Origin of the sequence: Gryllotalpicola koreensis, from assembly GCF_039538185.1 — a bacterium.
Lineage (GTDB): Bacteria > Actinomycetota > Actinomycetes > Actinomycetales > Microbacteriaceae > Gryllotalpicola > Gryllotalpicola koreensis.
On record NZ_BAABBW010000003.1, the window covers coordinates 388922 to 412662 of the forward strand.

The window sequence follows — 23741 nt, forward strand, 5'->3', positions numbered from 1 at the left end:
CTCGAAATGATCTCTACAGCTGGTAGTCGACGACGATCGGCGCGTGGTCGGACCAGCGGGCGTCGTAGCTGGGGTAACGGTCGACCGCATACGCCGTGGCCTTCGCTGCCAGCTCGGGCGTCGCGACCTGGTAGTCGATACGCCAGCCGGTGTCGTTGTCGAAGGCCTGGCCGCGGTTCGACCACCACGTGTACGGCCCCTCGACCTCGCCGGCGAACTTGCGGCCGAGGTCGATCCAGCCGAGGCCGGCCTTGCCGGTGTTGTAGCCCTCTTCATCTTCGGCGCCGAAGATCTTGTCGAAGTATGTGCGCTCTTCGGGCAGGAACCCGGCGCGCTTCACGTTGCCGCGCCAGTTCTTGATGTCGAGCGTGCGGTGGCCGACGTTGAGGTCGCCCATGAACACCGACAGCTTGTTGTGCTCGCGCAGCTCGGGCAGCCGCTTCAGCAGCGCGTCCAAGAACTTGTACTTCTCGACCTGCTTCGGGGTGTCGACCTCGCCGGAGTGCACGTAGGTCGACACGACCGTCACGATCGTGCCGTCGACGTCGTAGTCGGCTTCGAGCCAGCGGCCGGCCGAGTCGAAGTCGTCGTCGCCGAAGGTCACGCGGTGGATCTCGGCCTTGTTCCTGCTTGCGAGCGCGACGCCCGCCCGGCCTTTCGCGGTGGCCTCGTCGTGCAGGATGTTCCACTCGGGCCCGAGCAGCCCCGACAGATCGTCGACGGTCGCGCGCACCTCTTGGATCGCGATGATGTCGGCGCCGCGGCTGTTCACCCAGTCGGCCATGCCCTTGCGATAGGCGGCACGGATGCCGTTGACATTGACGCTCGCGATGCGCAGCCGGGTGGATTTCGCCATGACAAGAGCCTAGCCGGGGCGTCTGACATCGACGGGGCCGCACGGTTCAGGCATCCGGCCGCGCCTTCTGCCCGCGATCGGGGTCGTTGGCCGTGACGACGCGCAGATGACGCAGCGCGCGCAGCAGCAGGCGGCGCGCGCTGCGGCGCCGTCGCCACCCGGTGACGCGCTCATAGACCTCGTTCGCCGTGCGCACCGCGCGCCGGGCCTCTTCGAGGTCGCGCTCGTACTCCTGCCGCAGACGCTCGCGGGCCGCCTCCTCCGCAGACATCCGGCGGGCGGAGAGACCGCGGTCCTCCATGCCGACGGCGATCCAGGATGCCGCGATCAAGATGACCTGGCAGACGAAGTTGAACCACAGCAACAGCGCGACGAAACCGGCGAAGCCTGCGAGCGCCGGGTTCCGTGACGCGCCCCGCAGCAGCAGGCTGCTCGCCTGGCTGAGCGCCGACAGAGCGACCGCGCCTACGCCCGCGCCCACGAGCAGGTTGCGCCACGGGATGTACAGGCGCGACAGCACCCGGTACATCGCGGCGAGGGTGCCGAAGTTGATCAGCAGCGAGACGATGACCGTGACGGCGTAGACGCCGATCTGCGACATCGGCGACGAGCCGTCGAAGCCCAGCTCGAGCAGGATCAGATCGAGCACCTGCGTGGTGAGGAGCGCGATCAGTGCCGAGACGATCAGGCCCACGCCGAACGCGATCGCCTGCACCGCGTCGATCGAGCGCTGCACGAAGAAGTTCCGCTTGTCGTTGCCGACGCCGAAGATCGTGCGGATCGCCGTGCGGGTCGACGACAGCCAGCCGAGCGCCGTCCACACGAGTGCCGCGAACGCGATGACCGCCGTGTACGTGAGTGCCAGGTTGGCGGCGTCGAGCGTTCTCGTCGAGATCGCGCCGCCGTCGCCGATCAGGTTCGGCACGGCCTGGTTCACCAGTCTGATCAGCTGGTCGTAGAGCAACTCGTTCGACCGTACCCAGATACCGGCGATCGAGAAGCCAACCCACACGGCGGCGAAGAGCGCGAAGAGCGACTGATAGGCCATGCCGGCCGCGAGCAGTGGGCCGTTGGCGCTCGCGTAGTGCTGGAAGACCCGCGCGGGCCGCAGCCGCTGGGCGCGGTCGACGACCTCTTTGACCTGCTCCACCGCGGTTGCGGGGGAGTCGCGCTCGGTCATGCTCGCCATTTTGGCAAGGGGCGGCGGCATTCGGGAGGCCCCGCGCCGCGCCGCTGGTCAGCCGCCGAAGCGCTCCGTCTTGATCCGGTCGGGGTCGAAACCGTCGTCGATGAGGCGGTCGGCGACCGTCTCGACGAATGCGGTCGGACCGCAGATGAAGAAGCGCACGTCCTCGTCCATCGCCGCCATCGCGACCTCGTCGCGCGTCAGCCGGCCGGGCGCCCGCGTCGACTCGGGCGGCGCCTCGCGCGTGTAGAACAGCATCAGCTCGAAGGGAGCGGTGTGATCGGATGCCAGCTCGTGCAGTTCCTCGCCGTAGATCACCCGGTCGGGGGAGCGCACCGAGTACAGCAGCGTGAACGGCACCGTGCTAGCGAGCACCCGGTGCCTGCGGGCCATCGCCATCAGCGGCACGATCCCTGAGCCGCCCGCGATCAGCACGACGGGCGAAGGATCAGACGGATGCCACACGAACCAGCCCCCGACCGGCCCGCGCACCTCGAGCTGATCGCCGACCGCGACGCCGCGCACCAGGTAGGGGCTCACCTCGCCGTCGGCGAGCTCCTCGACCGTGATCTCGGCCTCGTCGCCGCTCCCGGCGAGCGCCAGCGAGTAGGAGCGCTGCGCCGTGTAGCCGTCGGGGGCCGTGAGGCGGATGTCGATGTGCTGCCCGGCGAGCTCGGTGCCGAGCCCGGGCGCGCGCAGCCTCAGAGTGCGGGCGGCGCCTTCGGCTGCGGCATCCGTTTCAAAATGTGCGTCGATGACGTCGGCGACCCGCCAGGTGTTCGCCGCGCGGTGCTGCTCATCGCTCACCAGTAGCGCTGCTCGAGCCAGGGGTCGCCGCGCAGGTGGTAGCCGTTGGACTCCCAGAAGCCGGGCTGGTCGTTGGGGATCAGCTCGAGTCCGCTCACCCACTTCGCCGACTTCCAGAAGTACAGGTGCGGCACGAGCAGCCGGGCGGGGCCGCCGTGTTCTGCGGCGAGCGGCTTGCCGTCGAACTCCCACGCGACCCACGCCTTGCCGCCCAGCAGATCGGCGAGCGGCACGTTCGTCGTGTAGCCGCCGTAGGAGTGCGCCATCGTGTACGCGAACTCGTGGTCAATGCCCTCGAAGAGGGTGTCGATCGCGACGCCGCGCCACGTCGTGCCGAGCTTCGACCAGCTGGTCACGCAGTGGATGTCGGTCGTGATCTCCTCCTGCGGGAGCGCCATGAACTCCGACCAGGTCCAGACCTTGGTGTCGCCGCGGCCGAGGTTCAGCGTGAACGTCCACTGCTCGAGGGGGATGCGGGGCGTCGGCCCCGCCGAGAGCACCGGGAACGATTCGGTCAGATACTGACCGGGTGGCAGCGACGGGTCGCTGCGGCGACGGCCCAGGAAGCCGGACGAGATGAGCGCCATGGGCTGAGACTAGGGGGCTGCACCGCGGTCGTCTACGGCCCCTTGCGCAAAACTCCGGGGCGGATCGGCAGAGGTCGAGGAAAACAGGCCTCGTGGGGCTATTTCAGGAAGTCGCCCCTGAGTTTTGCGCACGCCTGACTCGAAGAGCCGGCTCGCGGGTCCGTCCGGCGGCCGGGACTCAGCGCAGGATGAAGGCCTGCTGCTGGGTCACCAGCCCCCAGATGGCGTCTCGCACGAGGTCGGGCTGCTTCATGGTGTGCTGGTAGGCGGGGCGCAGGGACGCGAGGCCCTGCTTCGCGAGTGCCAAGTCGCGCCCGCGATCTTTGATGTGCGGCTCCCAGCCCTCGTGGGCCTCGCGGCTGTCCGCCTCAAGCACCAGGCAACCTGCGACAAGGATGTCGACCCGACCGACGTCGTCGAACACGACCTGGAGCTCGTAGGGCAGGCCGAGGCCGACGACCAGCATGCGCAGGACGGTTTCCTGGCCTGCTTCGGCGCGACCGTCGACGAGCGCTTCGAGGTACGCGAGCCGGCGCGGCGTGCGCCGGAAGATCGCACGGACGTGTTCTTCGCCGATGAGGCCGAGATGCAGGGCGTTGTCGATCGATGCCAGCGCGTGCCAGGGATGCTGGCAGAGAAGCGACTGATACAGCGCGTCGACGAGGCTCACCCGGTGGCGCTCCGCGTTGTCTGGATCGAGGAGCTCCGTCGACCAGTGGAGCACGGCACCCTGCCGATTCCGCGGGGTCAGGGGCACACGCTGTCGCGCGGGCGAGCGAAGCCGCGACATGCTGTCGTCGACGTGAAGGTGCGTACGACTCGAGTCGTACGCGAATACTCCGTAGCTGCTGAGCGCTGAGACGCACCCGAGAACTCCGCCGATTCTGACCGCGCGTTGCACGTGCGGATCGCAGCCCGGTAGGCAGTAGTGCCCGTTTCGGAGTCTCGTCAGGAAGCCGAGCTTCACGGCCGTCGTGAGGGAGCGGCCCGTTGCGCCTGCGGCGAGCAGTTCGTCGCGGTGCAGCACGGGCATCCCGTACGCGTCGAATACGTCCTGCCACGACCCCACGACACCAACGTCGCAGGCGTGCTGGGCGCACCGTTTGCGTCAGTCCCCGGAATGTGGACAGCTGAGCCGTATCAGCACCTGTGCTGGGGGAGTGCCCGCCGGATCACGCTCGTGCCGCGGCTCCAACCCGGGCGCATCTGCCGGTTGGCCCGACGCAATACGCAGGGCCAACCGGCAGTTCTCGCTGCCGGCACCCCGTAATCCCGCGGAACGGCAAACGCCGCAACGCGGATTTCCCTGAGTTTTGCGCAGGGGCAGACGTGCAGCCGGGCAGGGAGTCGGCTGCTACCAGCGGCGACCTACCGACGGCCGCGAATCACGGCCTGCTTCACCTCGGCGATCGCCTGGGTGATCTGGATGCCGCGGGGGCACGCCTCGGTGCAGTTGAAGGTCGTGCGGCAGCGCCACACGCCCTCCTTGTCATTCAGAATGTCCAGCCGCACCTGGGACTCGTCGTCGCGCGAGTCGAAGATGAAGCGGTGCGCGTTCACGATCGCGGCTGGGCCGAAGTACTGCCCGTCGGTCCAGAACACAGGGCACGAGGTGGTGCACGCCGCGCACAGGATGCACTTGGTGGTGTCGTCGAAGCGCTCACGGTCGGCTGCCGACTGCAGGCGCTCCTTGCCCTCGTGCTTCGGCTGGTGCGACTGCAGGAACGGCTGGACCTCGCGGAAGGACTCGAAGAACGGGTCCATGTTGACGATCAGGTCCTTCTCGAGGGGCAGGCCCTTGATCGCCTCGACGTAGACCGGCTTCGACAGGTCGAGGTCCTTCATCAGCGTCTTGCAGGCGAGGCGGTTGCGGCCGTTGATGCGCATCGCGTCGGAGCCGCAGACACCATGCGCGCACGAGCGGCGGAACGAGAGCGAGCCGTCCTGCTCCCACTTGATCTTGTGCAGCACATCGAGCACGCGGTCGGTCGAGTACACCTCGACGTCGTAGTCGACCCAGCGCGGCTCGCTGTCGACCTCGGGGTCGAAGCGCCGGATGATGACGGTGACCAGCGTGACATCGACCGCCGGCGCGGCGCTCGGGGTCTCGGTTGCAGTCGACATCAGTACTTCCTCTCCATCGGCGGGTACAGCAGCTCGCCGTCGTCGCCCTTCACGAACACCACGGGCTTGTAGTCGAGCTTGATGTGGTCTTCCGGGTCGGGCGAGGTGGCGTCGCCGGTCAGGTAGGCCATCGTGTGCTTCATCCAGTTCTCGTCGTCGCGCGTCTGGAAGTCTTCGCGCATGTGCCCGCCGCGGGACTCCTCGCGGTTCATGGCCGAGTACACGACGACCTCGGCGAGGTCGAGCAGGAAGCCGAGCTCGATCGCCTCGAGCAGGTCGGTGTTGTAGCGCGAGCCGCGGTCGTGGATTCCGATGTTCTTGTAGCGCTGGCGCAGGTCGTGGATGATGTGCAGCATCTCGCGCAGGGAGTCCGCCGTGCGGTACACCTGCGCCTTGTCGTCCATGTTCTCCTGCAGGGTCTTGCGCAGGGTGGCGATGCTCTCGGAGCCGCTGGCCGCCTTCACCTGGTCGACGAGGGCGCGCACGCCCGCAGCCGGATCCTCCGGAAGCGGCGTGAAGTCGACGCCCTGCACGTAGGCGACCGCGTTCTGGCCGGCGCGCTTGCCGAACACGTTGATGTCGAGCAGCGAGTTGGTGCCGAGGCGGTTCGAGCCGTGCACCGACACGCAGGCGCACTCGCCCGCGGCGTACAGGCCGGGCACAGGCGTGGAGTTGTCGAGCAGCACCTCGGCGTTGTTGTTCGTGGGGATGCCGCCCATCGCGTAGTGCGCGGTCGGCATCACGGGCACGGGCTCGACCACAGGGTCGATGCCGAGGTAGAGGCGGGCGAACTCGGTGATGTCCGGCAGCTTCGTCTCGAGCACCTCGGCGCCGAGGTGGGTGCAGTCCAGCAGCACGTAGTCCTTGTTCGGGCCGGCGCCGCGCCCCTCGCGCACCTCCTGCACCATGCAGCGGGCGACGATGTCGCGGGGCGCGAGGTCCTTGATGGTGGGCGCATAGCGCTCCATGAACCGCTCGCCGCTCGCGTTGCGCAGGATCGCGCCTTCACCGCGCGCGCCCTCGGTGAGCAGGATGCCGAGGCCGGCGAGCCCGGTCGGGTGGAACTGGAAGAACTCCATGTCCTCGAGGGGCAGGCCGCGGCGCCAGACCATGCCGACGCCGTCGCCGGTCAACGTGTGGGCGTTCGACGTCGTCTTGAACATCTTGCCGAAGCCGCCCGTGGCGAAGATCACGGCTTTGGCCTGGAAGACATGCAGCTCGCCGGAGGCGAGCTCGTAGGCGACGACGCCCGAGACCTTGCCCTCGGTGTAGAGCAGGTCGAGGGCGTAGTACTCGTTGAAGAAGTTGACCCCGTACTTGACGCAGTTCTGGAACAGCGTCTGCAGGATCATGTGGCCCGTGCGGTCCGCCGCGTAGCAGGCGCGGCGCACCGGCGCCTTGCCGTGGTCACGGGTGTGGCCGCCGAAGCGGCGCTGGTCGATCTTGCCCTCAGGGGTGCGGTTGAACGGCAGGCCCATGTTCTCGAGGTCGATGACCGCGTCGATCGCCTCTTTGGCGAGGATCTGCGCGGCATCCTGGTCGACGAGATAGTCGCCGCCCTTGATCGTGTCGTAGGTGTGCCACTCGGCGTTGTCCTCTTCGACGTTCGCGAGCGCTGCGGCCATGCCGCCCTGGGCGGCGCCGGTGTGCGAGCGCGTCGGGTACAGCTTGGTGATCACGCCGACGCTGACAGACGTGCCCTGGGATTCCTCAGCCGCGGCGATCGCGGCGCGCATGCCTGCGCCGCCCGCGCCGATGATCACGATGTCGAACTGGTGGTGATGGACTCCGGTCACGTTCTCGTTCTCTGTTCGGTTCTCTACTTGCAGAAGCTCAAGGAAGGGTCGGTCGGGCACGGGTCGAACGCCGTGACCGTGTAGGTGCCGAGGATGATCAGGATCACGACGGCGAGCAGGATCGCCCACTTCAGCACGCGGTTGACCGTGACGTTGTGCGCGTAGTCGTTGACCAGGGTGCGCATGCCGTTGCCGCCGTGGATGAGGGCGAGCCAGAGCATCAGCCCGTCCCAGATGCGCCAGAACGGGTTCGCCCACTTGCCGGCGACGAACGCCCAGTCGATGGCGGCGATGCCCTGGCCGGCGACGAGGTTCACGAAGAGGTGGCCGAAGATCAGGATCACGAGCACGACGCCCGAGACCCGCATGTAGATCCAGCCCCACTTCTCCCAGTTGGTGCGGCTCTTCTTGCGCGGCGACACCGGGGTGCGCGGGCTTTCGATGGTGGCCGACATGGCTAGTGCACCTCCTGGCTCATGTGGTAAAGCTGCGTCGGCACGAAGCCGGCCAGAAGGATCGCCCAGATGATCACGACGATCCAGAACAGCAGGCGCTGGTTCCGGGCGGCCCAGGCCGAAAGATCGACGGCGATGATGCGCAGGCCGTTGATGGCGTGGAAGCAGATGGCTGCGACCAGGCCGATCTCACCGATGCCGAGCAGCGTGTTCTTGTAGGTGCCGATGACGGCGTTGTACGCCTCGGGCGAGATGTTCAGCACGACCGAGTCGAGCACGTGTACGAGCAGGAAGAAGAAGATCGCGACGCCGGTGATGCGGTGCAGCACCCACGACCACATGCCCTCGCGGCCCCGATAGAGCGTTCCGCCCAGCCGAGAGGGCCTCGGCTTGGGGGCATCGATCGTCTGGCTTGACACTGACAACCCTCCCTGGCTGTGCGAACAGATGCTGCGACGCATCCGTCTTCTGCGGCCTCAGTCTATGGTGCGAGCCCCGGCGACCGTCAGTAAGGCCACCCTAATTTATCTCGACATCAAGACAAATCGGATGCCAGGGACCGGCGCCTCTTACAACCAGTTCCGCTTCCGGAACCAGAAGTACAGGCCGAAGCCGAGGACGAACATCAGCAGCACCGCGAAGGGGTAGCCGAGCGCCCAGTGGAGCTCGGGCATGTCCGTGAAGTTCATGCCGTAGATGCTCGCGATGAGCGTCGGCGCGAACAGGATCGCCGCCCAGGCCGAGATCCTCTTCGTGTCCTCGCCCTGCTGGTGGCTGAGCTCCGACAGCGCCTGCATGCGGGCGTTCTGCCGCTCGCTGACCAGGGTCGCGTTGACCGTCAGGATGTCGCGCAGCATCGAGCGGAATCCGTCGACCCGCTCATTGACCACCGTCAGGTGGTCGGCGACGTCGCGCAGATTGCGCTGCAGTTCCTCGTTGACGTGGTACTTCTCGGAGCCCGCCTGCAGATTGTCGACCACGGTGGCGAGCGGGTGGATCGCCCGCTGGAAGTCGATCACCTCGCTCGACAGCTCGTAGATGCGCCGCGACACCTGGGCGTCCTGGCTGTCGAAGACCTGGCTCTCGATCTCGTCGATGTCGTTGGCGAGGCCGGCCACGACGGGGGCGTACTCGTCGACGACCGTGTCGATGATCGCGAAGAGGACGGCCTGCGTGCCCATCGCGAGCAGCTCGGGGTCGGCCTCCATGCGGCGGCGCACATGCGACAGGTCTGGCGACTCGCTGTGCCGCACCGTGATCACGAAGTTCGCGCCGACGAAGACGTGCAGCTCGCCGAAGGCGACTTCCTCGGGCACGTCGAGGTAGTCGGCCGCGCGCAGCACGACGAAGAGCGTGTCGTCGTAGCGCTCGAGCTTGGGGCGCTGATGCGCGGCGATCGCGTCCTCGACGGCGAGCTCGTGCAGGTCGAACTCCTCGGCGAGCGAGTGGATCTCGGCCTGCGACGGCCGGTACAGCCCGATCCACGCCATGCCGCCCGGGGTCTCGTGCAGCGCGCGGAACGTCTCGGCGAGCGAGGTGGGGGAGGCGACGCGGATGCCGTCGAGGTAGATCGCCGAGTCGACGATGGTGCGGCGGCCGGGTCTCGTCGGGGTGGGCGCCGTGCTCGGGGCCGCGGGACTCGACGGGGCGTTCCGACGGTTGACGAACGGCATCGGCGGCAGGACACGGAGTCTGCGCTGGGCCATAGCTCTACACCTCCCGGCGTCTATATCGCGCCGGTCCTTGCCCGGCGCGAGTCGCTACGCGACGCGACGTACACGCCGCCGCGTCGCTATGGCTGGGTCCGACGTGCGGCCCAACCGAGAAGGGTACCCCCGCGGGCTATGCGGACACGGGAGCCGGGCGGCGCACCTCGGCGATCGCCGCCTCGTAGTGCGCGAACAGCTCCTCGCAGATCGCCGCCCATGAGCGGTCGAGCACGGCACGGCGCCCGGCCTCGCCCATCCGCAGCCGCAGCGCGCCGTCGCCGACGAGGGCGCGCACCTGGGTGCGCAGCTCGTAGTCATCGCGGAACAGGAACCCGTCCGTGCCGTACTCGACGAGGTCGAGCGGGCCGCCTGCCGCCGGGGCGACGACCGGCAGGCCGGACGCATGCGCCTCCTGCACCGTCTGGCCGAAGGTCTCCTCCTCGCCGGTGTGCACGAACACGTCGAGCGCGGCGTAGGCGGCGGCGAGCTCCTCGCCCGAGAGCCGGCCGAGGTACGTCACGGGCAGTGGCCGCAGCGCCTTCTGCACGGCGGGCATCGCGGGCCCGTCGCCCACCACGGCGACGCGCATGCCGGGGATGCCGCGCAGGCAGCGCAGCCGCTCCACCTGCTTCTCCGGCGCGATGCGGCCGATGTAGCCGACGACGACCTCGCCGTTCGGCGAGAGGAATTCGCGATACCGCCGCGCGAGCGGTGACATGCGGTTGTTGGGGTGATAGCGCTCGAGATCGACACCGCGGCCCCAGCGGGCGAGGCGCTCGATGCCGGCCGCCTCGAGGTCGGCCAGCGACGAGGTCGACGGGGCGAGCGTCAGGGTCGCGCCCTCGTGCACCCACTTGAGCAGGCGCCATGCCGCGTTCACGGCGAGACCGAGTCGGTTGCGGCGGGCGTAGCCGGCGACATCCGTCTGATAGATGGCGACGGATGCCACCCCGAGCCTGCTCGCCGCAGTGATGGCCTGCGCGCCGAGCAGGAACGGGCTCGCCGCGTGCACGACGTCAGGCCGGAAATCGGCCAGCAGGCGCGCCACCTGCGGGTTCGGCAGGCCGACGGGGAACTGACGGTAGGCCATCGCGGGCACGGTGTGCACCGGGAATCCGGCGTAACTGGTCGGGACCTTCGCCGCAGCCGGGCTGATCACCATCGCGTCGTGCCCGGCCTCGGCGAGCTGCTCGAGGACCCGGCACACGCTCGTGGTGACGCCGTTGACCGTGGGAAGAAAGCTCTCGCTGACCACAGCTACCCGCATGCTCCCGAAATTAAGGAAGCCGCGTGGCGGCACGGTGAACCCCCTGTGAACCGCAAAAGCACACCGGTGTAACTTCGCGGCCCCACGGCTCCGCACATAGGCTGTGCCGCATGGCCGGCTCGAGCGACGCCCTGTCCCGTTTCCACGCCGTGATCCCCGCCGGGGGAATCGGCTCGCGGCTCTGGCCGCTCTCCCGCGCCGTTGCGCCGAAATTCCTCCACGACCTGAGCGGCAGCGGCCACAGCCTGCTGCGCGACACGTGGGATCGGCTCGCGCCCCTGTCGGGCAAGGACCGCATCATGGTCGTCACGGGGCGAGCCCACCGCGCTGCCGTCGAGGAGCAGCTGCCTGATCTGCGTGATGCGAACATCGTGCTCGAGGCCGACCCGCGCGACTCCACCGTGGCGATCTGCCTCGCCGCCGCGATCCTGCAGCACCGAGAGCCCGACGTCATCATCGGCTCCTTCGCCGCCGATCACATCATCGGCCACCTGAGCCTGTTCGAGAGCGCCGTCCGCGAAGCGGTCCGCGTCGCCGACGCGGGCTACATCGCGACGGTCGGAATCCGCCCGACCGAGCCCGCCGTCGGCTTCGGCTACATCAAGCAGGGTCCGTCGCTCGAGGTGGAGGGGGCGCCGACCGCCCGCGCCGTCGAGTCCTTCGTCGAGAAGCCCGACCTCGCGACCGCACGCGGCTACCTGCGCGACGGCGGGTACCTCTGGAACGCGAGCATGTTCGTGTCGCGCGCCGATGTGCTGCTGGGCGAGCTCGCGAAGACGAAGCCCGAACTGCACCAGCAGCTTCGCGAGCTCGCCGCGGCATGGGACGACCCGGCCACGCGCGGGCCGGCGGTCGACCGCATCTGGCCCCGCCTCGAGAAGGTCGCGATCGACTACTCGGTCGCAGAGCCCGCCGCGGCCGAGGGCAGAATGGCGGTCGTGCCCGGCCAGTTCCGGTGGGACGACGTCGGGGACTTCGCGTCCCTCGCCAAAGTGAACTCGGGCGGCCGCAAGGCCGACCTCGCGATTCTGGGCGAGAACGCCCGCGTGCTCGCCGACGCGTCGAGCGGGATCGTCGTGAGCCAGTCGAAGCGCATCATCAGCCTGATCGGCGTGAAGGACATCGTCGTGGTCGACACCCCGGACGCGCTTCTCGTCACGACCACCGAGAACGCCCAGCGCGTGAAGTCCGTGGTGGATGCGCTGAAGCTGCAGGGATCCACGGACGTGCTCTGAGCCCGGAGATGTAACGGCCGGATTAAGAAGTGCGGTCTTGGTCAATCGGGCACTCGCGGGTCAAGTAACTTCGTGAGGTGCACGCGTACGCACACGCGCGAGCACCCTGCAATTCCTGTGGAGGGGTAAAAAGTGAAGAACACAGCACGGAAGGTGATCGTCTCGGCGATCGCCGTAGCGAGCGGCGTCGCGCTGCTCGCCGGATGCGCCCAGGCGCCGTCCACCTCCGGTGACGGCTCGACCAGCGCCAAGAAGAGCGATTTCCTGCCCTGCATGATCTCGGACTCGGGCGGCTTCGACGACCACTCGTTCAACGAGCTGGGCTACAACGGCCTCGTCAGCGCGTCGAAGTCTTTGGGCGTCGAGTACAAGAAGGCCGAGTCGAAGACGGATGCCGACTACGCGCCGAACATCTCGAGCATGGTGTCGCAGAACTGCAACCTGATCATCACGGTCGGCTTCAACCTTGCCGACGCGACCAAGGCGGCTGCGGCGCAGAACCCCGACACCAAGTTCGCGATCATCGACGACAACTCGATCACCGCCGACAACGTGCAGCCGATCATCTTCGACACCGCGCAGGCGGCCTTCCTCGGCGGCTACGCGGCGGCGAGCTACTCGAAGTCCGGCGTCGTCGGCACCTTCGGCGGCCAGCAGATCCCGACCGTCACGATCTTCATGGACGGCTTCGCCGACGGTGTCGCGTACTACAACAAGCAGAAGAACAAGGACGTCAAGGTCGTCGGCTGGAACGTCGACAGCCAGAAGGGGTCCTTCACGGGCGGCTTCGACGCGAACGACACCGCGCAGAACACGGCCCAGGGCATCATCGACCAGGGCGCTGACGTGATCATGCCCGTCGGCGGCCCGATCTACCAGTCGGCTGCCACGGCGATCAAGAACTCGGGCAAGTCGATCGCCATGATCGGGGTCGACGCGGATGTCTACAACACCGACCCGTCGGTGCGCAGCATCCTGCTCACCTCGGTCCAGAAGGGTATCGACCCCTCGGTCCAGGCGGTCGTGAAGGCGGCTGCGGACGGCAAGTTCAGCAACACGCCCTACGTCGGCACCCTGAAGAACAACGGCGTCGGCCTCGCCCCGTTCCACGACTTCGCGTCGAAGGTGGACCCGGGTCTGCAGGGCGAGATCGACAAGATCAAGGCGGGAATCATCGACGGGTCGATCACGGTCACCTCGCCGGCATCGCCCAAGAGCTGATCGTCTCAGCAGTGAATCGGCCGGCCGGGGACGATCTCCCCGGCCGGCCGCTTCGTAACCCGCTCTACGAGGCGGCGACTTGATCGCCGCCGAACGCATCGCGTCGCGAAACCAACCGCGGCGCGACGGGCGGGGACCGTCGCGCCAAACAAGCGCTGAAAGGTAGCGTTTCCCGTATGAAGCTCGAGCTCAAGGGCATCACCAAGCGCTTCGGCAGCCTCACCGCCAACGACCACATCTCGCTCACCGTCGAACCCGGTGAGGTGCACTGCCTGCTCGGTGAGAACGGCGCGGGCAAGTCCACCCTGATGAACGTGCTCTACGGGCTGTACCAGGCCGACGAAGGCGAGATCCTGCTGGACGACGCCGTCCAGCACTTCGCAGGCCCCGGCGACGCGATGAAGGCGGGCATCGGCATGGTGCACCAGCACTTCATGCTCGTGCCGGTGTTCACGGTCGCCGAGAACGTCATGCTCGGCCACGAGCAGACCAAGGGCCTCGGGCGGCTCGACCTGCCCGCCGCCCGCGCGAAGGTGCGCGAGATCTCCCGGCGCTTCGGCTTCGACGTCGACCCCGACGCGATCGTCGAGCAGCTGCCCGTCGGCGTGCAGCAGCGCGTCGAGATCATCAAGGCATTGAGCCGCGACGCCCAGGTGCTCGTCTTCGACGAGCCGACCGCGGTGCTCACCCCGCAGGAGACCGATGAGCTGATGGGCATCATGCGCCAGCTCAAGGAGCAGGGCACGGGCATCGTCTTCATCACCCACAAGCTGCGCGAGGTGCGCGAGGTCGCCGACCGCATCACCGTCATCCGCCTCGGCAAGGTCGTCGGCGAGGCATCGCCCACGGCGAGCAACGCCGAGCTGGCCTCTCTCATGGTGGGGCGCGCGGTCGAGCTGACGGTCCACAAGGACCCGGCGAAGGCGGCGGATGCCGCACTGGTCGTCGACCGCCTCACGGTGCTCGACGCGCTCGGCCAGAAGGTCGTCAACGACGTCAGCTTCGAGGTGCGCCAGGGCGAGATCCTCGCCGTCGCCGGCGTGCAGGGCAATGGCCAGACCGAGCTCACCGAGGCGCTGCTCGGGCTGCAGCCTCACGTCGAGGGCTCGATCACCCTCGACGGCACCGAGCTCGTCGGCAAGGGGGTGCGTCAGGTGCTCGACGCCGGTGTCGGCTTCGTGCCGGAGGACCGCAACGAGGACGGCCTCGTCGGCGAGTTCACGATCGCCGAGAACCTCATGCTCGACCGCTCGTCCGGAGCGCCGTTCGTGAGGGGCGCCAATCTGCAGACGAAGACGCTGAACGCCTTCGCCGAAGAGAAGGTGAAGGAGTTCGACGTGCGCGCACAGTCGATCCAGACGCACGTCGGCCGCCTCTCCGGGGGCAACCAGCAGAAGGTCGTGCTCGCGCGCGAGCTCTCCCGCGAGCTGCGCCTGCTGGTCGCCGCGCAGCCGACCCGCGGCCTCGACGTCGGCTCGATCGAGTTCGTGCACAAGCGCATCGTCGCGACCCGCGACGAGGGCGTTCCCGTGGTGGTGGTCTCCACCGAGCTCGACGAGGTCGTGGCGCTCGCCGACCGCATCGCGGTGATGTACCGCGGGGGCATCGTCGGCATCGTCCCCGGCGACACCCCGCGCGAGGTGCTCGGCCTGATGATGGCGGGCGAGGCGCCCGAGAGCGCGGGGGAGGCTGCGTGATGAGCGAGACGACGCAGCCGCAGACGACGGAACCCGAACAGCAGGCATCCGCCCCCACTCCGTCGCCTGTCACGACCCGCGGCCAGCAGGCGCTGCGCGACATCATGGGCGGCAGCTTCGTGATCTCGGTGCTCGCCGTGTTCCTGGCGCTCGTCGCCGGGGCGGTGCTGATCGCGCTGACCGACCCGGGCGTGCAGCACGCCTCCGGCTACTTCTTCGCCCGCCCCGGCGACACCTTCCGGGCGATCTGGACGGCCGTGGGCGGCGCCTACACTTCGCTGTTCCAGGGCGCGATCTTCAATACGGGGGCGTTCACCTTCGCGAGCGGCATCCAGCCGCTCATGAACACCCTGAGCGCGGCGACGCCGCTGATCTTCGGCGGTCTCGGCATCGCGCTCGCCTTCCGCATCGGCCTGTTCAACATCGGCGGCCAGGGCCAGATCCTCATCGGCGGCGCGTTCGCCGGCTGGGTCGCCTGGTCGTTCCCGATGCCGTTCCCGCTCGCGCTCATCGTCGCGATCCTCGCCGGCATCGTCGGCGGCGCGGTGTGGGCCGGCATCGTTGGCTGGCTCAAGGCGCAGACCGGCGCACACGAGGTGATCGTCACGATCATGCTCAACTACATCGCGTTCTATCTGATCTCGTTCCTGCTGCGCACCCCGGGGGCGCTGCAGGCGCCGGGCACCAACAACCCGAAGTCGCCCGCGATCCCCGCGGCGGCGCAGCTTCCGGGCCTGTTCGGCATCCGCTACACCGTGACCTGGGCCTTCGTGCTCGCGATCGCCGCCGCGTTCGCGTACTGGTGGCTGATGAGCCGCTCGAACCTCGGCTTCCGCTTCCGCGCGGTCGGCGAGAACCCGAGCGCGGCGCGCACCGCGGGCATCGGGGTCGAGCGCATGTACATCTACGGCATGGCGATCGCCGGCGGATTCGTCGGCCTCGCCGGCGTCAACCAGGTGCTCGCCACGGCACCCGGCGGCTTCTCGTCGGGCTTCGACGCGGGCCTCGGCTTCGATGCGATCACCGTTGCGCTGCTCGGCCGTTCGCGGCCGCTCGGCGTGTTCATCGCGGGGCTGCTGTTCGGCGCCTTGAAGTCGGGCGGCTACGTCATGCAGGCGGCCAACAACATCCCCATCGACATCGTGCTCATCGTGCAGTCGCTCATCGTGCTGTTCATTGCCGCGCCGCCGCTCGTGCGGGCCATCTTCGGGCTGCCGAAGCCCGGCGGCGCCCCGCGGCGCAGCCGCCGTACCGTCGCGAAGGAGGCCTAGCCCGTGACCACCGCAACCGCTCCGGTCCCCGACGCGTCGCCGATCGTCCTCGAGAAGGTCGAGGTGCGCAGCTGGAAGGTGCCGATCGCGCTCAGCGTCTTCGCCCTCGGCGCCGTCGTGCTGTTCATTTTCTTCGCGCGCAGCGGCCACACCGAGTTCCGCTTCAGTCAGAGCGAGGACTTCTTCCGGATCCCCGATGTGACCGTCGCCTCCGCGCCGGTCGGCATCGTGCTCGCGATCGTCACGGTCGTGATGGCGCTGCTCAGCTGGGCGGCCGTCGCGCGCGGCATCCGTGTCCCGATGTGGTTCACCGCGCTGTTCGCGGTCGTCTTCATGGTCGGATTCCTCGCCTGGGCGGCCCAGGGCGACCGGCCGCTGCCGGTCACCTCGCTGCTGCTCGGCGCCGTCACCCTGTCGGTGCCGCTCGTCTTCGGCGCCCTCGGCGGCGTGATCGGCGAGCGCGCGGGCGTGGTCAACGTCGCGATCGAGGGGCAGCTGCTCGGCGGCGCGTTCTGCTCGGCGCTCGTCGCCTCGGCGACCGGATCGATGACGCTCGGACTCGTCGCGGCCGCGATCGCCGGTGTGCTCGTGGCCTTCATCCTCGCGGCGTTCGCGATCAAGTACCTCGTCGACCAGGTGATCGTCGGCGTCGTGATCAACGTGCTCGTGACCGGTCTCACGAACTTCGGCTACTCGAAGGTGCTCGCCGCCGACCCCGAGCACTTGAACAAGCGCATGACGCTGCCCGACCTGCCCATTCCGGGCCTGTCGGAGATCCCCGTCATCGGGCCCGTGTTCTTCGACCACTCGATCATCGTCTACATCGCCTACGTCGCGGTCGCCGCCGTCTGGTACGGCCTGTTCCACACCAAGTGGGGCCTGCGCGTGCGGGCCGTCGGCGAGCACCCGAAGGCCGCCGACACCGTCGGCATCAACGTGAACGGCACCCGGTTCTGGAACGTCTCGCTCGCCGGCGCGATCGCCGGGCTCGGCGGCGCGTTCTTCACGCTCGGCTCGGTCGGCCTGTTCACCAAGGAGATGACGGCGGGCCAGGGCTATATCGCGCTCGCGGCGGTCATCTTCGGCCGCTGGGACCCGATTCGCGCGACGCTCGCCGCCCTGCTGTTCGGCTTCGCCACGAACCTGCAGAACACGCTCGGCATCATCGGCTCGCCCGTGCCGAGCGAGTTCCTGCTGATGCTGCCGTACCTCGTGACGATCTTCGCCGTGGCCGGGCTGGTCGGGAAATCGAGAGCCCCCGCCGCGGATGGGACGCCGTATGTCAAGTGACGGCAGCCCGGCATCCGTGCCCGCCGTGGATTGGGACGCGCTGCGCGCGGTCGCGACGGATGCCATGGGCAAGAGCTACTCGCCCTACTCCAAGTTCCCCGTCGGCGCCGCGGCGATCGTCGACGACGGGCGCACCGTGCGCGGGGCGAACATCGAGAACGCGTCGTACGGCGTGACGCTGTGCGCCGAATGCTCGCTGGTCTCCGACCTGGTGATGAGCGGCGGCGGCCGACTCGTCGCCTTCACCTGCGTCGACGGGCACGGTGCCGTGCTGATGCCCTGCGGTCGCTGCCGGCAGCTGCTCTTCGAGCATTCCGCCCCGGGAATGCTTCTCGAGACGGTCTCCGGAATCCGCACCATCGACGAGGTGCTGCCCGACGCGTTCGGGCCGCGCACGTTGTCGGACTACTCCGCTGGCTGAGGAGCGCGCAGCGCGTATCGAAACCCTCCTACCGAAAGGAACCTCAGTGGCAGTCGAGCCCTTCGACGCGGTCCAGCTGATCGGCGCCAAGCGCGACCACGGCACGCTCACCACCCCGCAGATCCAGTGGCTGGTCGACGCCTACACGCGCGGCTACGTCGCCGACTCGCAGATGTCGGCGCTCGCCATGGCGATCCTGCTGAACGGCATGACGCGCGAGGAGATCCGCGATCTCACGATGGCGATGGTCGCCTCGGGCGAGCGCCTCGACTTCTCGGGCTTGGGCAAGCCGACGGCCGACAAGCACTCGACGGGCGGTGTCGGCGACAAGATCACGCTGCCGCTCATGCCGCTTGTGGCATGCTTCGGCGTCGCGGTGCCGCAGCTGTCGGGTCGCGGGCTGGGGCACACGGGCGGCACGCTCGACAAACTCGAGTCGATTCCCGGCTGGCGCGCCTCGCTCACGAACGAGGAGGTGTTCGCGCAGCTCGCCGGCCCGGTCGGCGGCGTCATCTGCGCAGCGGGTGCCGGGCTCGCCCCGGCCGACAAGAAGCTCTACGCGCTGCGCGACACGACGGGCACGGTCGAGGCGATCCCGCTGATCGCGTCGTCGATCATGAGCAAGAAGATCGCCGAGGGCACGGGCGTGCTCGTGCTCGACGTGAAGTTCGGCTCGGGCGCCTTCATGAAGGACTTCGCGAAGGCGCGCGAGCTCGCCCAGACGATGGTCGAGCTGGGCACGGATGCCGGCGTGAAGACCTCGGCCCTGCTGACCGACATGAACGTTCCGCTCGGCCTCACGATCGGCAACGCGAACGAGGTGCGCGAGTCGCTCGAGGTGCTTAGCGGTGGCGGCCCGGCCGACGTCGTCGAGCTCACCGTCGCCCTCGCGCGCGAGATGCTGACCCTCGCCGGCCAGCCCGACGCCGACGTCGAGGCGGCGCTCAAGGACGGCCGCGCGATGGACCGCTGGCGCGCCTTCGTCACCGCGCAGGGCGGCGATCCGGATGCCGCGCTGCCCGTGCCGCGTGAGACGCACACCGTCATCGCGCCCACGAGCGGCGTGCTTGTCACGCAGGAGGCGCTGTCCTTCGGCGTCGCCGCCTGGCGGCTCGGCGCGGGCCGGGCCCGACAGGAGGACCCCGTGGTGCACGCCGCCGGAATCGAGCTGCACGCGAAGCCCGGCGACACGGTCGCTGCTGGCCAGCCGCTGTTCACTCTCGCCGCCGACGACGCGGCGCGGTTCGAGCGCGCGCTCGAGGCGCTCGACGGGGCGTGGGCGATCGGCGAGGCATCCGATCATGTGTCCTCGCCGCTGATCAGGGAGCGAGTGGGCTCATGAGCGCACCGGACCGCGAGTACCTGCTCGAGGGCGTCAGCATCAACGCCCTGCCGAAGGTGAGCCTGCACGACCACCTCGACGGGGGCCTGCGGCCGCAGACCATCGTCGAGCTCGCCGACGAGATCGGCCTCGAGCTGCCGGCGAGTGACGCCCGCCGTCTGCAGGACTGGTTCGAGAGCCGTTCGAACGCCGGCAGCCTCGTCGAGTACTTGAAGACCTTCGACGTCACGGTCGGGGTCATGCAGACGGCGGCCGGGCTCGCCCGGGTCGCCCGCGAGTTCGTCGAGGATTTGCACGCCGACGGCGTGATCTACGGCGAGGTCCGCTGGGCGCCCGAGCAGCACCTCGCCCGCGGGCTCAGCCTCGATCAGACCGTCGAGGCCGTGCAGTCGGGCATCGACCAAGCGGTCGCGCAGGTCGAGGCGGCCGGCGGGTTCATCCGCGTCGGCCAGCTGCTGTCGAGCCTGCGGCAGAACCCGGGGCAGACCCTCGAGATCGCGCAGCTCGCGGTGCGGCACCGCGACGACGGCGTCGTCGGCTTCGACACCGCGGGGCCCGAGGCGGGCTTTCCCGCGTCGACGATGCGCGGCGCCTTCGACTACCTCGCCTCCGAGTGGTTCCCCGTCACGGTGCACGCGGGCGAGGCCGACGGACTCGCGTCGATCCGCTCTGCGCTGCTCGACGGGCGCGCGCTGCGGCTCGGCCACGGGGTGCGCCTCGCCGAGGACCTGACCGTCGAGCGGCAGGACGACGAGAGCACCTATGTGTCGCTCGGCCTGCTCAGCCAGTGGGTGAAGGACCGCGAGATCGCCCTCGAGACGAGCCCGACGAGCAATCTGCAGACCGGGGCGATCGCCCGCTGGGGCGAGACGATCGCCGACCACCCCTTCGACCTGCTCTACCAGCTCGGCTTCCGCGTGACCGTGAACACCGACAACCGCCTGATGAGCGGCACGAGCCTCAGCCGCGAGCTGGCGCTGCTCGCCGACGCTTTCGGCTATCGGCTCGACGACCTCGAGGCCTTCCAGCTCAACGCCGCGGCCGCCGCCTTCCTGCCGATCGAAGAGCGCGAGGAGTTGCTCGACCGCATCGCCGTTGGCTTCGACGCTGTGTAGAACTCGCGCCGACTTTCGCTAAAATCGAGACCATGCCGTTGCCCGAGGTGCCCGATCACGCCATCGAGTTCAACCGGGCGGCGGCGGACTGGCGCGAGGCGATCCGACTCGCGGGCGCGGCACTGGTCCGCTCCGGGGTCGCGACCGACGCCTACACCGAGCGCATGATCGGGGTGGTCGACGAGTTCGGCGCCTATATCGTGGTGGCGCCCGGGCTCGCGCTCGCGCATGCCCGCCCCGGCCGCGACGTGCGGCGCGACGGGCTCTCGGTCGTCACGCTCGCCGAGCCGATCGCCTTCGGGCACGCCCACAACGACCCGGTCTCGGTCGTCGTCGGACTCGCGAGCGTCAGCCCCGACACGCACGTCAGCCTGGTCGCCGGCATCGCGAACGTGTTCAACGACCCCGGCGCCCTGCCCGCCCTGCGTGCGGCGACGACGGCCGACGAGGTGCGCGCCGTCCTGCACGGTGCGGAGGTCTGAGATGACGGATGCCGGAGCCGAGCGCCCGATCTGGAAGACCTTCGCCCTCTGGGCGCTCGTCTGCGCGCTGGCTGCCGTGGTGCTCTTCGGCGGCGCGCTCGGAGCGGGCATCGCGGCTCCCGCGCTGCCCGGGCCGCAGCCGGACCAGCTCGCGGTGCTGTACTACCCGCTGCTCGCCTCGCCGCCGGCGGCGGTCGTGCTGATCGGCGCCTGGGTGCTGATCTCCTTCTCGGTGCGCCGCCGCGAGGACGGCCGCCTGCGCACCTACCGCTTCGCCGCGACCGGCATCGCGATCATCATGTCGCTGATCGTGGCCTTCCTGCTGTTCGCCTGGTTCGCGACGGCCTAGCGGCCGCGGCTAAGCCGCGAGCAGTTCGCGCAGCGCCGCGTCGAGGGCGGCGAGCTTCGCCGCGGCATCCGTCTTCGACCCCCCGCGCACGTCGAGATAGACCTTCAGCTTCGGCTCGGTTCCGCTGGGGCGGATCATGACCCGCGAGCCGTCGGCGGTGAGGATGCGCAGGATGTTGTCCACGGGCAGCCCCGGCACCCCTGCCGCCGGGTCGTCGAACGACGTCACAGCGCTGCCGGCGAGCGTCTGCGGCGGCTCGGCGCGCAGCCGGTCCATGATGCGGCCGCGCTCGGAGAGGTCGGTCACCCGCAGCGAGATCTGCCCGCTCGCGTCGTGGCCGATCTCGGCGGCGATCGCCTCGAGCTGATCGGCGACGGTGCGCCCGGCGGCCTTCCACCGCAGCGCGAGGGCGAGGAAGCGCGCGGCGGCCGAGATGCCGTCCTTGTCGCGCACGGTCTCGGGGTTGACCAGGTAGCCGAGCGCCTCCTCGTAGCCGAACAGCAGGCCGGGGGCGCGGGAGATCCACTTGAAGCCGGTGAGGGTGACGGCGTGCTCGAGCCCGAAGTGCGCCGCGATGACGCCGAGGGCGGGGGAGGAGACGATCGAGGCCGCGAGCACGCCGGGAACGTGATGCGCGCCGTGGGGGGTGCCGGCCTCTTCCTCTGCGGCGGCCCAGCCGAGCAGCGTGCCGACCTCGTTGCCGGTGAGCCGGCGCCAACCGCTCTCGACTGAGGCATCGGGAATCGCGACGGCGAAGCGGTCGGCATCCGGGTCGTTCGCGATGATGAGCTCTGCGCCCTGCTCGCGTGCGGTCTGCATGGCGAGGTCGAGCGCGCCCGGCTCCTCGGGGTTCGGGAACGACACGGTCGGGAAGGCGGCGTCGGGCTCCTGCTGGGCCGCGACGCTGACGGGCAGCGGCAGGCCGGCGGCCTCGAACACGCGGGACGCGGTGTCCCACCCGACGCCGTGCATGGCCGTGTAGACGACCTCAAGGTCGACGCCCTTCGGCAGCTTCCCGGCGACGGCGGCGGTCGCCGCGACGTATGAGTACACGAGCGACTCGTCGGCGAGCGCATAGGCGCTGGAGCGCGGCAGCGCGGTGATCGGGCCGCCCGCCGCGACGGCGGCGATGTGCGCGGCGATCTCGGAGTCGGCCGGCGGCACGATCTGCGAGCCCTGGTCGTCGTCGCCCAGGTACACCTTGTAGCCGTTGTCGCGCGCCGGGTTGTGCGACGCCGTCACCATGACCCCCGCCGACACGTCGAGGTGGCGCACGGCGTAGGCGAGCACAGGCGTCGGCAGCAGCCGCGGCAGCAGGATCGTGCGCACGCCCGCGCCGGCGAAGATCTTCGCGGAGTCCTCCGCGAACACGCGCGAGTTCTTCCGCCCGTCGTAGCCGATGACGACCGATGCCTGCTTGCCGTGCTTCTCGACGAGGTAGGCCGCGAGCCCCGCGGCGGCCTGCGCGACGAGCACGCGGTTCATGCGGTTGGGGCCGGCGGCGAGCTCGCCGCGCAGGCCGGCCGTGCCGAAGGCGAGGCGCTCGTCGAAGCGGCGGTGCAGCTCGGCGATCGCGTCGGCGTCACCGGCCGAGGCATCCGTGATCAGCGCATCGAGCTCGCCGCGCGTCTCGGGGTCGGGGTCCTGCGCGATCCACGCGCGGGCGGCCTCAAGCAGCGCATCCGTAGTGCTCACAAGAGCCCCACGATCTTGGCCAGCAGGGCGGAGATCACCGGCTCGGCGGCCTGCCCGGCCTCGAGCACCTCGGCATGCGAGAGCGGGGTCGGCGAGATGCCGGCGGCGAGGTTCGTGATGAGCGACAGGCCCAGCACCTCCATGCCGGCCTGGCGCGCCGCGATCGCCTCGAGCGCGGTCGACATGCCGACGATGTGCCCGCCGATCGTCTTCGCGAACTGCACCTCGGCCGGGGTCTCGTAGTGCGGGCCGCGGAACTGCACGTACACGCCCTCGTCGAGGCTCGGGTCGACGGTCTTCGCGAGCTCGCGCAGCCGCGTCGAGTACAGATCGGTCAGGTCGATGAAGGTCGCGCCCTCGAGCGGGCTCGACGCCGTCAGGTTGATGTGGTCGCTGATGAGCACCGGCGTGCCGGCCTGCCAGTGCGGCTTGATGCCGCCTGCGCCGTTGGTGAGGACCATGACGGATGCCCCGGCCGCAGCCGCCGTGCGCACGGAGTGCACCACGTGCCGCACCCCGTGGCCCTCGTAGAAGTGCGTGCGCGCCCCGATGACGAGTGCGCGCTTGCCACTCGGCAGCGCGATCGAGCGCAGGGTGCCCACGTGTCCGGTCAGCGCCGGCTTGCGGAATCCGATCACCTCGGTCGCCGGGATCGTCGCGACCGTCTCGCCGATCAGATCGGCGGCCTTGCCCCAGCCGCTGCCGAGGGTGAGGGCGATGTCGTGCTTCTCGACCCCGGTCTTCTCGGCGATCTGCTCCGCGGCCTGGCGGGCCACGTCGAAGGGGTCGGTCTCGGGCACGTCCAGGATCGAGGCGTCGGGCATGCCACGAGTTTA

Annotated in this window: 23 protein-coding genes; 10 read left to right on the plus strand and 13 right to left on the minus strand. The window is 69.3% G+C overall.

Translation table 11 applies throughout. The annotated features are described in order from the left end of the window. Window positions 1-13 precede the first annotated feature (13 nt). The 11 genes from ABD708_RS10365 to ABD708_RS10415 all read right to left on the minus strand — a co-directional run bounded on the left by ABD708_RS10365 (window position 14) and on the right by ABD708_RS10415 (window position 10787). A complete protein-coding gene (locus tag ABD708_RS10365) occupies window positions 14-856 on the minus strand; it encodes an exodeoxyribonuclease III (RefSeq protein ID WP_344754067.1) in 843 nt (280 codons plus the stop codon). A 46-nt stretch (window positions 857-902) separates the two neighbouring features. After that, window positions 903-2036: a YihY/virulence factor BrkB family protein gene (locus tag ABD708_RS10370; RefSeq protein WP_344754069.1), complete on the minus strand. Its 1134-nt coding sequence runs from the start codon at window positions 2034-2036 to the stop codon at window positions 903-905. 57 nt (window positions 2037-2093) lie between these two features. Beyond that, complete coding sequence (locus ABD708_RS10375) at window positions 2094-2849, minus strand: ferredoxin reductase (protein WP_344754071.1); 756 nt, start codon at window positions 2847-2849, stop codon at window positions 2094-2096. Then, on the minus strand, window positions 2846-3436 hold the full coding sequence (locus ABD708_RS10380; RefSeq protein ID WP_344754073.1) for a sulfite oxidase-like oxidoreductase: 591 nt from the start codon (window positions 3434-3436) through the stop codon (window positions 2846-2848). The genes ABD708_RS10375 and ABD708_RS10380 overlap by 4 nt, the downstream gene beginning before the upstream one ends. A gap of 178 nt (window positions 3437-3614) precedes the next feature. Next, entirely contained in the window at window positions 3615-4106 is a 492-nt protein-coding gene (locus ABD708_RS10385) for a hypothetical protein (RefSeq protein WP_344754075.1), read from the minus strand. 698 nt (window positions 4107-4804) lie between these two features. Beyond that, a complete protein-coding gene (locus ABD708_RS10390) occupies window positions 4805-5560 on the minus strand; it encodes a succinate dehydrogenase iron-sulfur subunit (RefSeq protein WP_344754077.1) in 756 nt (251 codons plus the stop codon). Then, entirely contained in the window at window positions 5560-7356 is a 1797-nt protein-coding gene (gene sdhA, locus ABD708_RS10395) for a succinate dehydrogenase flavoprotein subunit (protein WP_344754079.1), read from the minus strand. Before sdhA ends, ABD708_RS10390 begins: the two co-directional genes overlap by 1 nt. A gap of 23 nt (window positions 7357-7379) precedes the next feature. After that, window positions 7380-7811: a succinate dehydrogenase hydrophobic membrane anchor subunit gene (locus tag ABD708_RS10400; protein WP_344754081.1), complete on the minus strand. Its 432-nt coding sequence runs from the start codon at window positions 7809-7811 to the stop codon at window positions 7380-7382. Between the two features lie 2 nt (window positions 7812-7813). Continuing rightward, entirely contained in the window at window positions 7814-8230 is a 417-nt protein-coding gene (sdhC, locus tag ABD708_RS10405; RefSeq protein WP_344754083.1) for a succinate dehydrogenase, cytochrome b556 subunit, read from the minus strand. A gap of 150 nt (window positions 8231-8380) precedes the next feature. After that, a complete protein-coding gene (locus ABD708_RS10410) occupies window positions 8381-9517 on the minus strand; it encodes a magnesium and cobalt transport protein CorA (protein WP_344754085.1) in 1137 nt (378 codons plus the stop codon). A 136-nt stretch (window positions 9518-9653) separates the two neighbouring features. Then, complete coding sequence (locus ABD708_RS10415) at window positions 9654-10787, minus strand: glycosyltransferase family 4 protein (RefSeq protein ID WP_344754087.1); 1134 nt, start codon at window positions 10785-10787, stop codon at window positions 9654-9656. A 110-nt stretch (window positions 10788-10897) separates the two neighbouring features. Between ABD708_RS10415 and ABD708_RS10420 the strand changes: the two genes are divergently transcribed. The 10 genes from ABD708_RS10420 (at window position 10898) to ABD708_RS10465 (ending at window position 21210) form a co-directional block, all read left to right on the plus strand. Further along, window positions 10898-12022, plus strand: a complete 1125-nt coding sequence (locus ABD708_RS10420) for a mannose-1-phosphate guanylyltransferase (protein ID WP_344754089.1) — start codon at window positions 10898-10900, stop codon at window positions 12020-12022. A gap of 132 nt (window positions 12023-12154) precedes the next feature. Beyond that, window positions 12155-13243: a BMP family lipoprotein gene (locus ABD708_RS10425; RefSeq protein WP_344754091.1), complete on the plus strand. Its 1089-nt coding sequence runs from the start codon at window positions 12155-12157 to the stop codon at window positions 13241-13243. Window positions 13244-13419: 176 nt separating this feature from the next. Then, window positions 13420-14940, plus strand: a complete 1521-nt coding sequence (locus tag ABD708_RS10430; protein ID WP_344754093.1) for an ABC transporter ATP-binding protein — start codon at window positions 13420-13422, stop codon at window positions 14938-14940. Continuing rightward, complete coding sequence (locus tag ABD708_RS10435; protein WP_344754095.1) at window positions 14940-16211, plus strand: ABC transporter permease; 1272 nt, start codon at window positions 14940-14942, stop codon at window positions 16209-16211. The genes ABD708_RS10430 and ABD708_RS10435 overlap by 1 nt, the downstream gene beginning before the upstream one ends. A 3-nt stretch (window positions 16212-16214) precedes the next feature. Further along, window positions 16215-17501, plus strand: coding sequence for an ABC transporter permease (locus ABD708_RS10440; RefSeq protein WP_344754097.1), 1287 nt, complete (start codon window positions 16215-16217; stop codon window positions 17499-17501). Further along, entirely contained in the window at window positions 17491-17922 is a 432-nt protein-coding gene (locus ABD708_RS10445) for a cytidine deaminase (protein ID WP_344754099.1), read from the plus strand. Before ABD708_RS10440 ends, ABD708_RS10445 begins: the two co-directional genes overlap by 11 nt. Before the next feature lie 46 nt (window positions 17923-17968). Then, complete coding sequence (locus tag ABD708_RS10450; RefSeq protein ID WP_344754101.1) at window positions 17969-19264, plus strand: thymidine phosphorylase; 1296 nt, start codon at window positions 17969-17971, stop codon at window positions 19262-19264. Next, window positions 19261-20379: an adenosine deaminase gene (locus ABD708_RS10455; protein WP_344754103.1), complete on the plus strand. Its 1119-nt coding sequence runs from the start codon at window positions 19261-19263 to the stop codon at window positions 20377-20379. The genes ABD708_RS10450 and ABD708_RS10455 overlap by 4 nt, the downstream gene beginning before the upstream one ends. A 32-nt stretch (window positions 20380-20411) precedes the next feature. Beyond that, a complete protein-coding gene (locus ABD708_RS10460) occupies window positions 20412-20861 on the plus strand; it encodes a PTS sugar transporter subunit IIA (protein ID WP_344754105.1) in 450 nt (149 codons plus the stop codon). Window position 20862: 1 nt separating this feature from the next. After that, the gene (locus tag ABD708_RS10465) at window positions 20863-21210 is read left to right on the plus strand and encodes a hypothetical protein (protein WP_344754106.1); all 348 of its coding nucleotides are present in this window, start codon (window positions 20863-20865) and stop codon (window positions 21208-21210) included. A gap of 9 nt (window positions 21211-21219) precedes the next feature. Here the strand turns inward: ABD708_RS10465 and ABD708_RS10470 are convergent, their stop codons facing one another. Then, complete coding sequence (locus tag ABD708_RS10470; protein WP_344754107.1) at window positions 21220-22905, minus strand: phospho-sugar mutase; 1686 nt, start codon at window positions 22903-22905, stop codon at window positions 21220-21222. Continuing rightward, on the minus strand, window positions 22902-23729 hold the full coding sequence (locus ABD708_RS10475) for a purine-nucleoside phosphorylase (RefSeq protein WP_344754109.1): 828 nt from the start codon (window positions 23727-23729) through the stop codon (window positions 22902-22904). The genes ABD708_RS10470 and ABD708_RS10475 overlap by 4 nt, the downstream gene beginning before the upstream one ends. Window positions 23730-23741 lie beyond the last annotated feature (12 nt).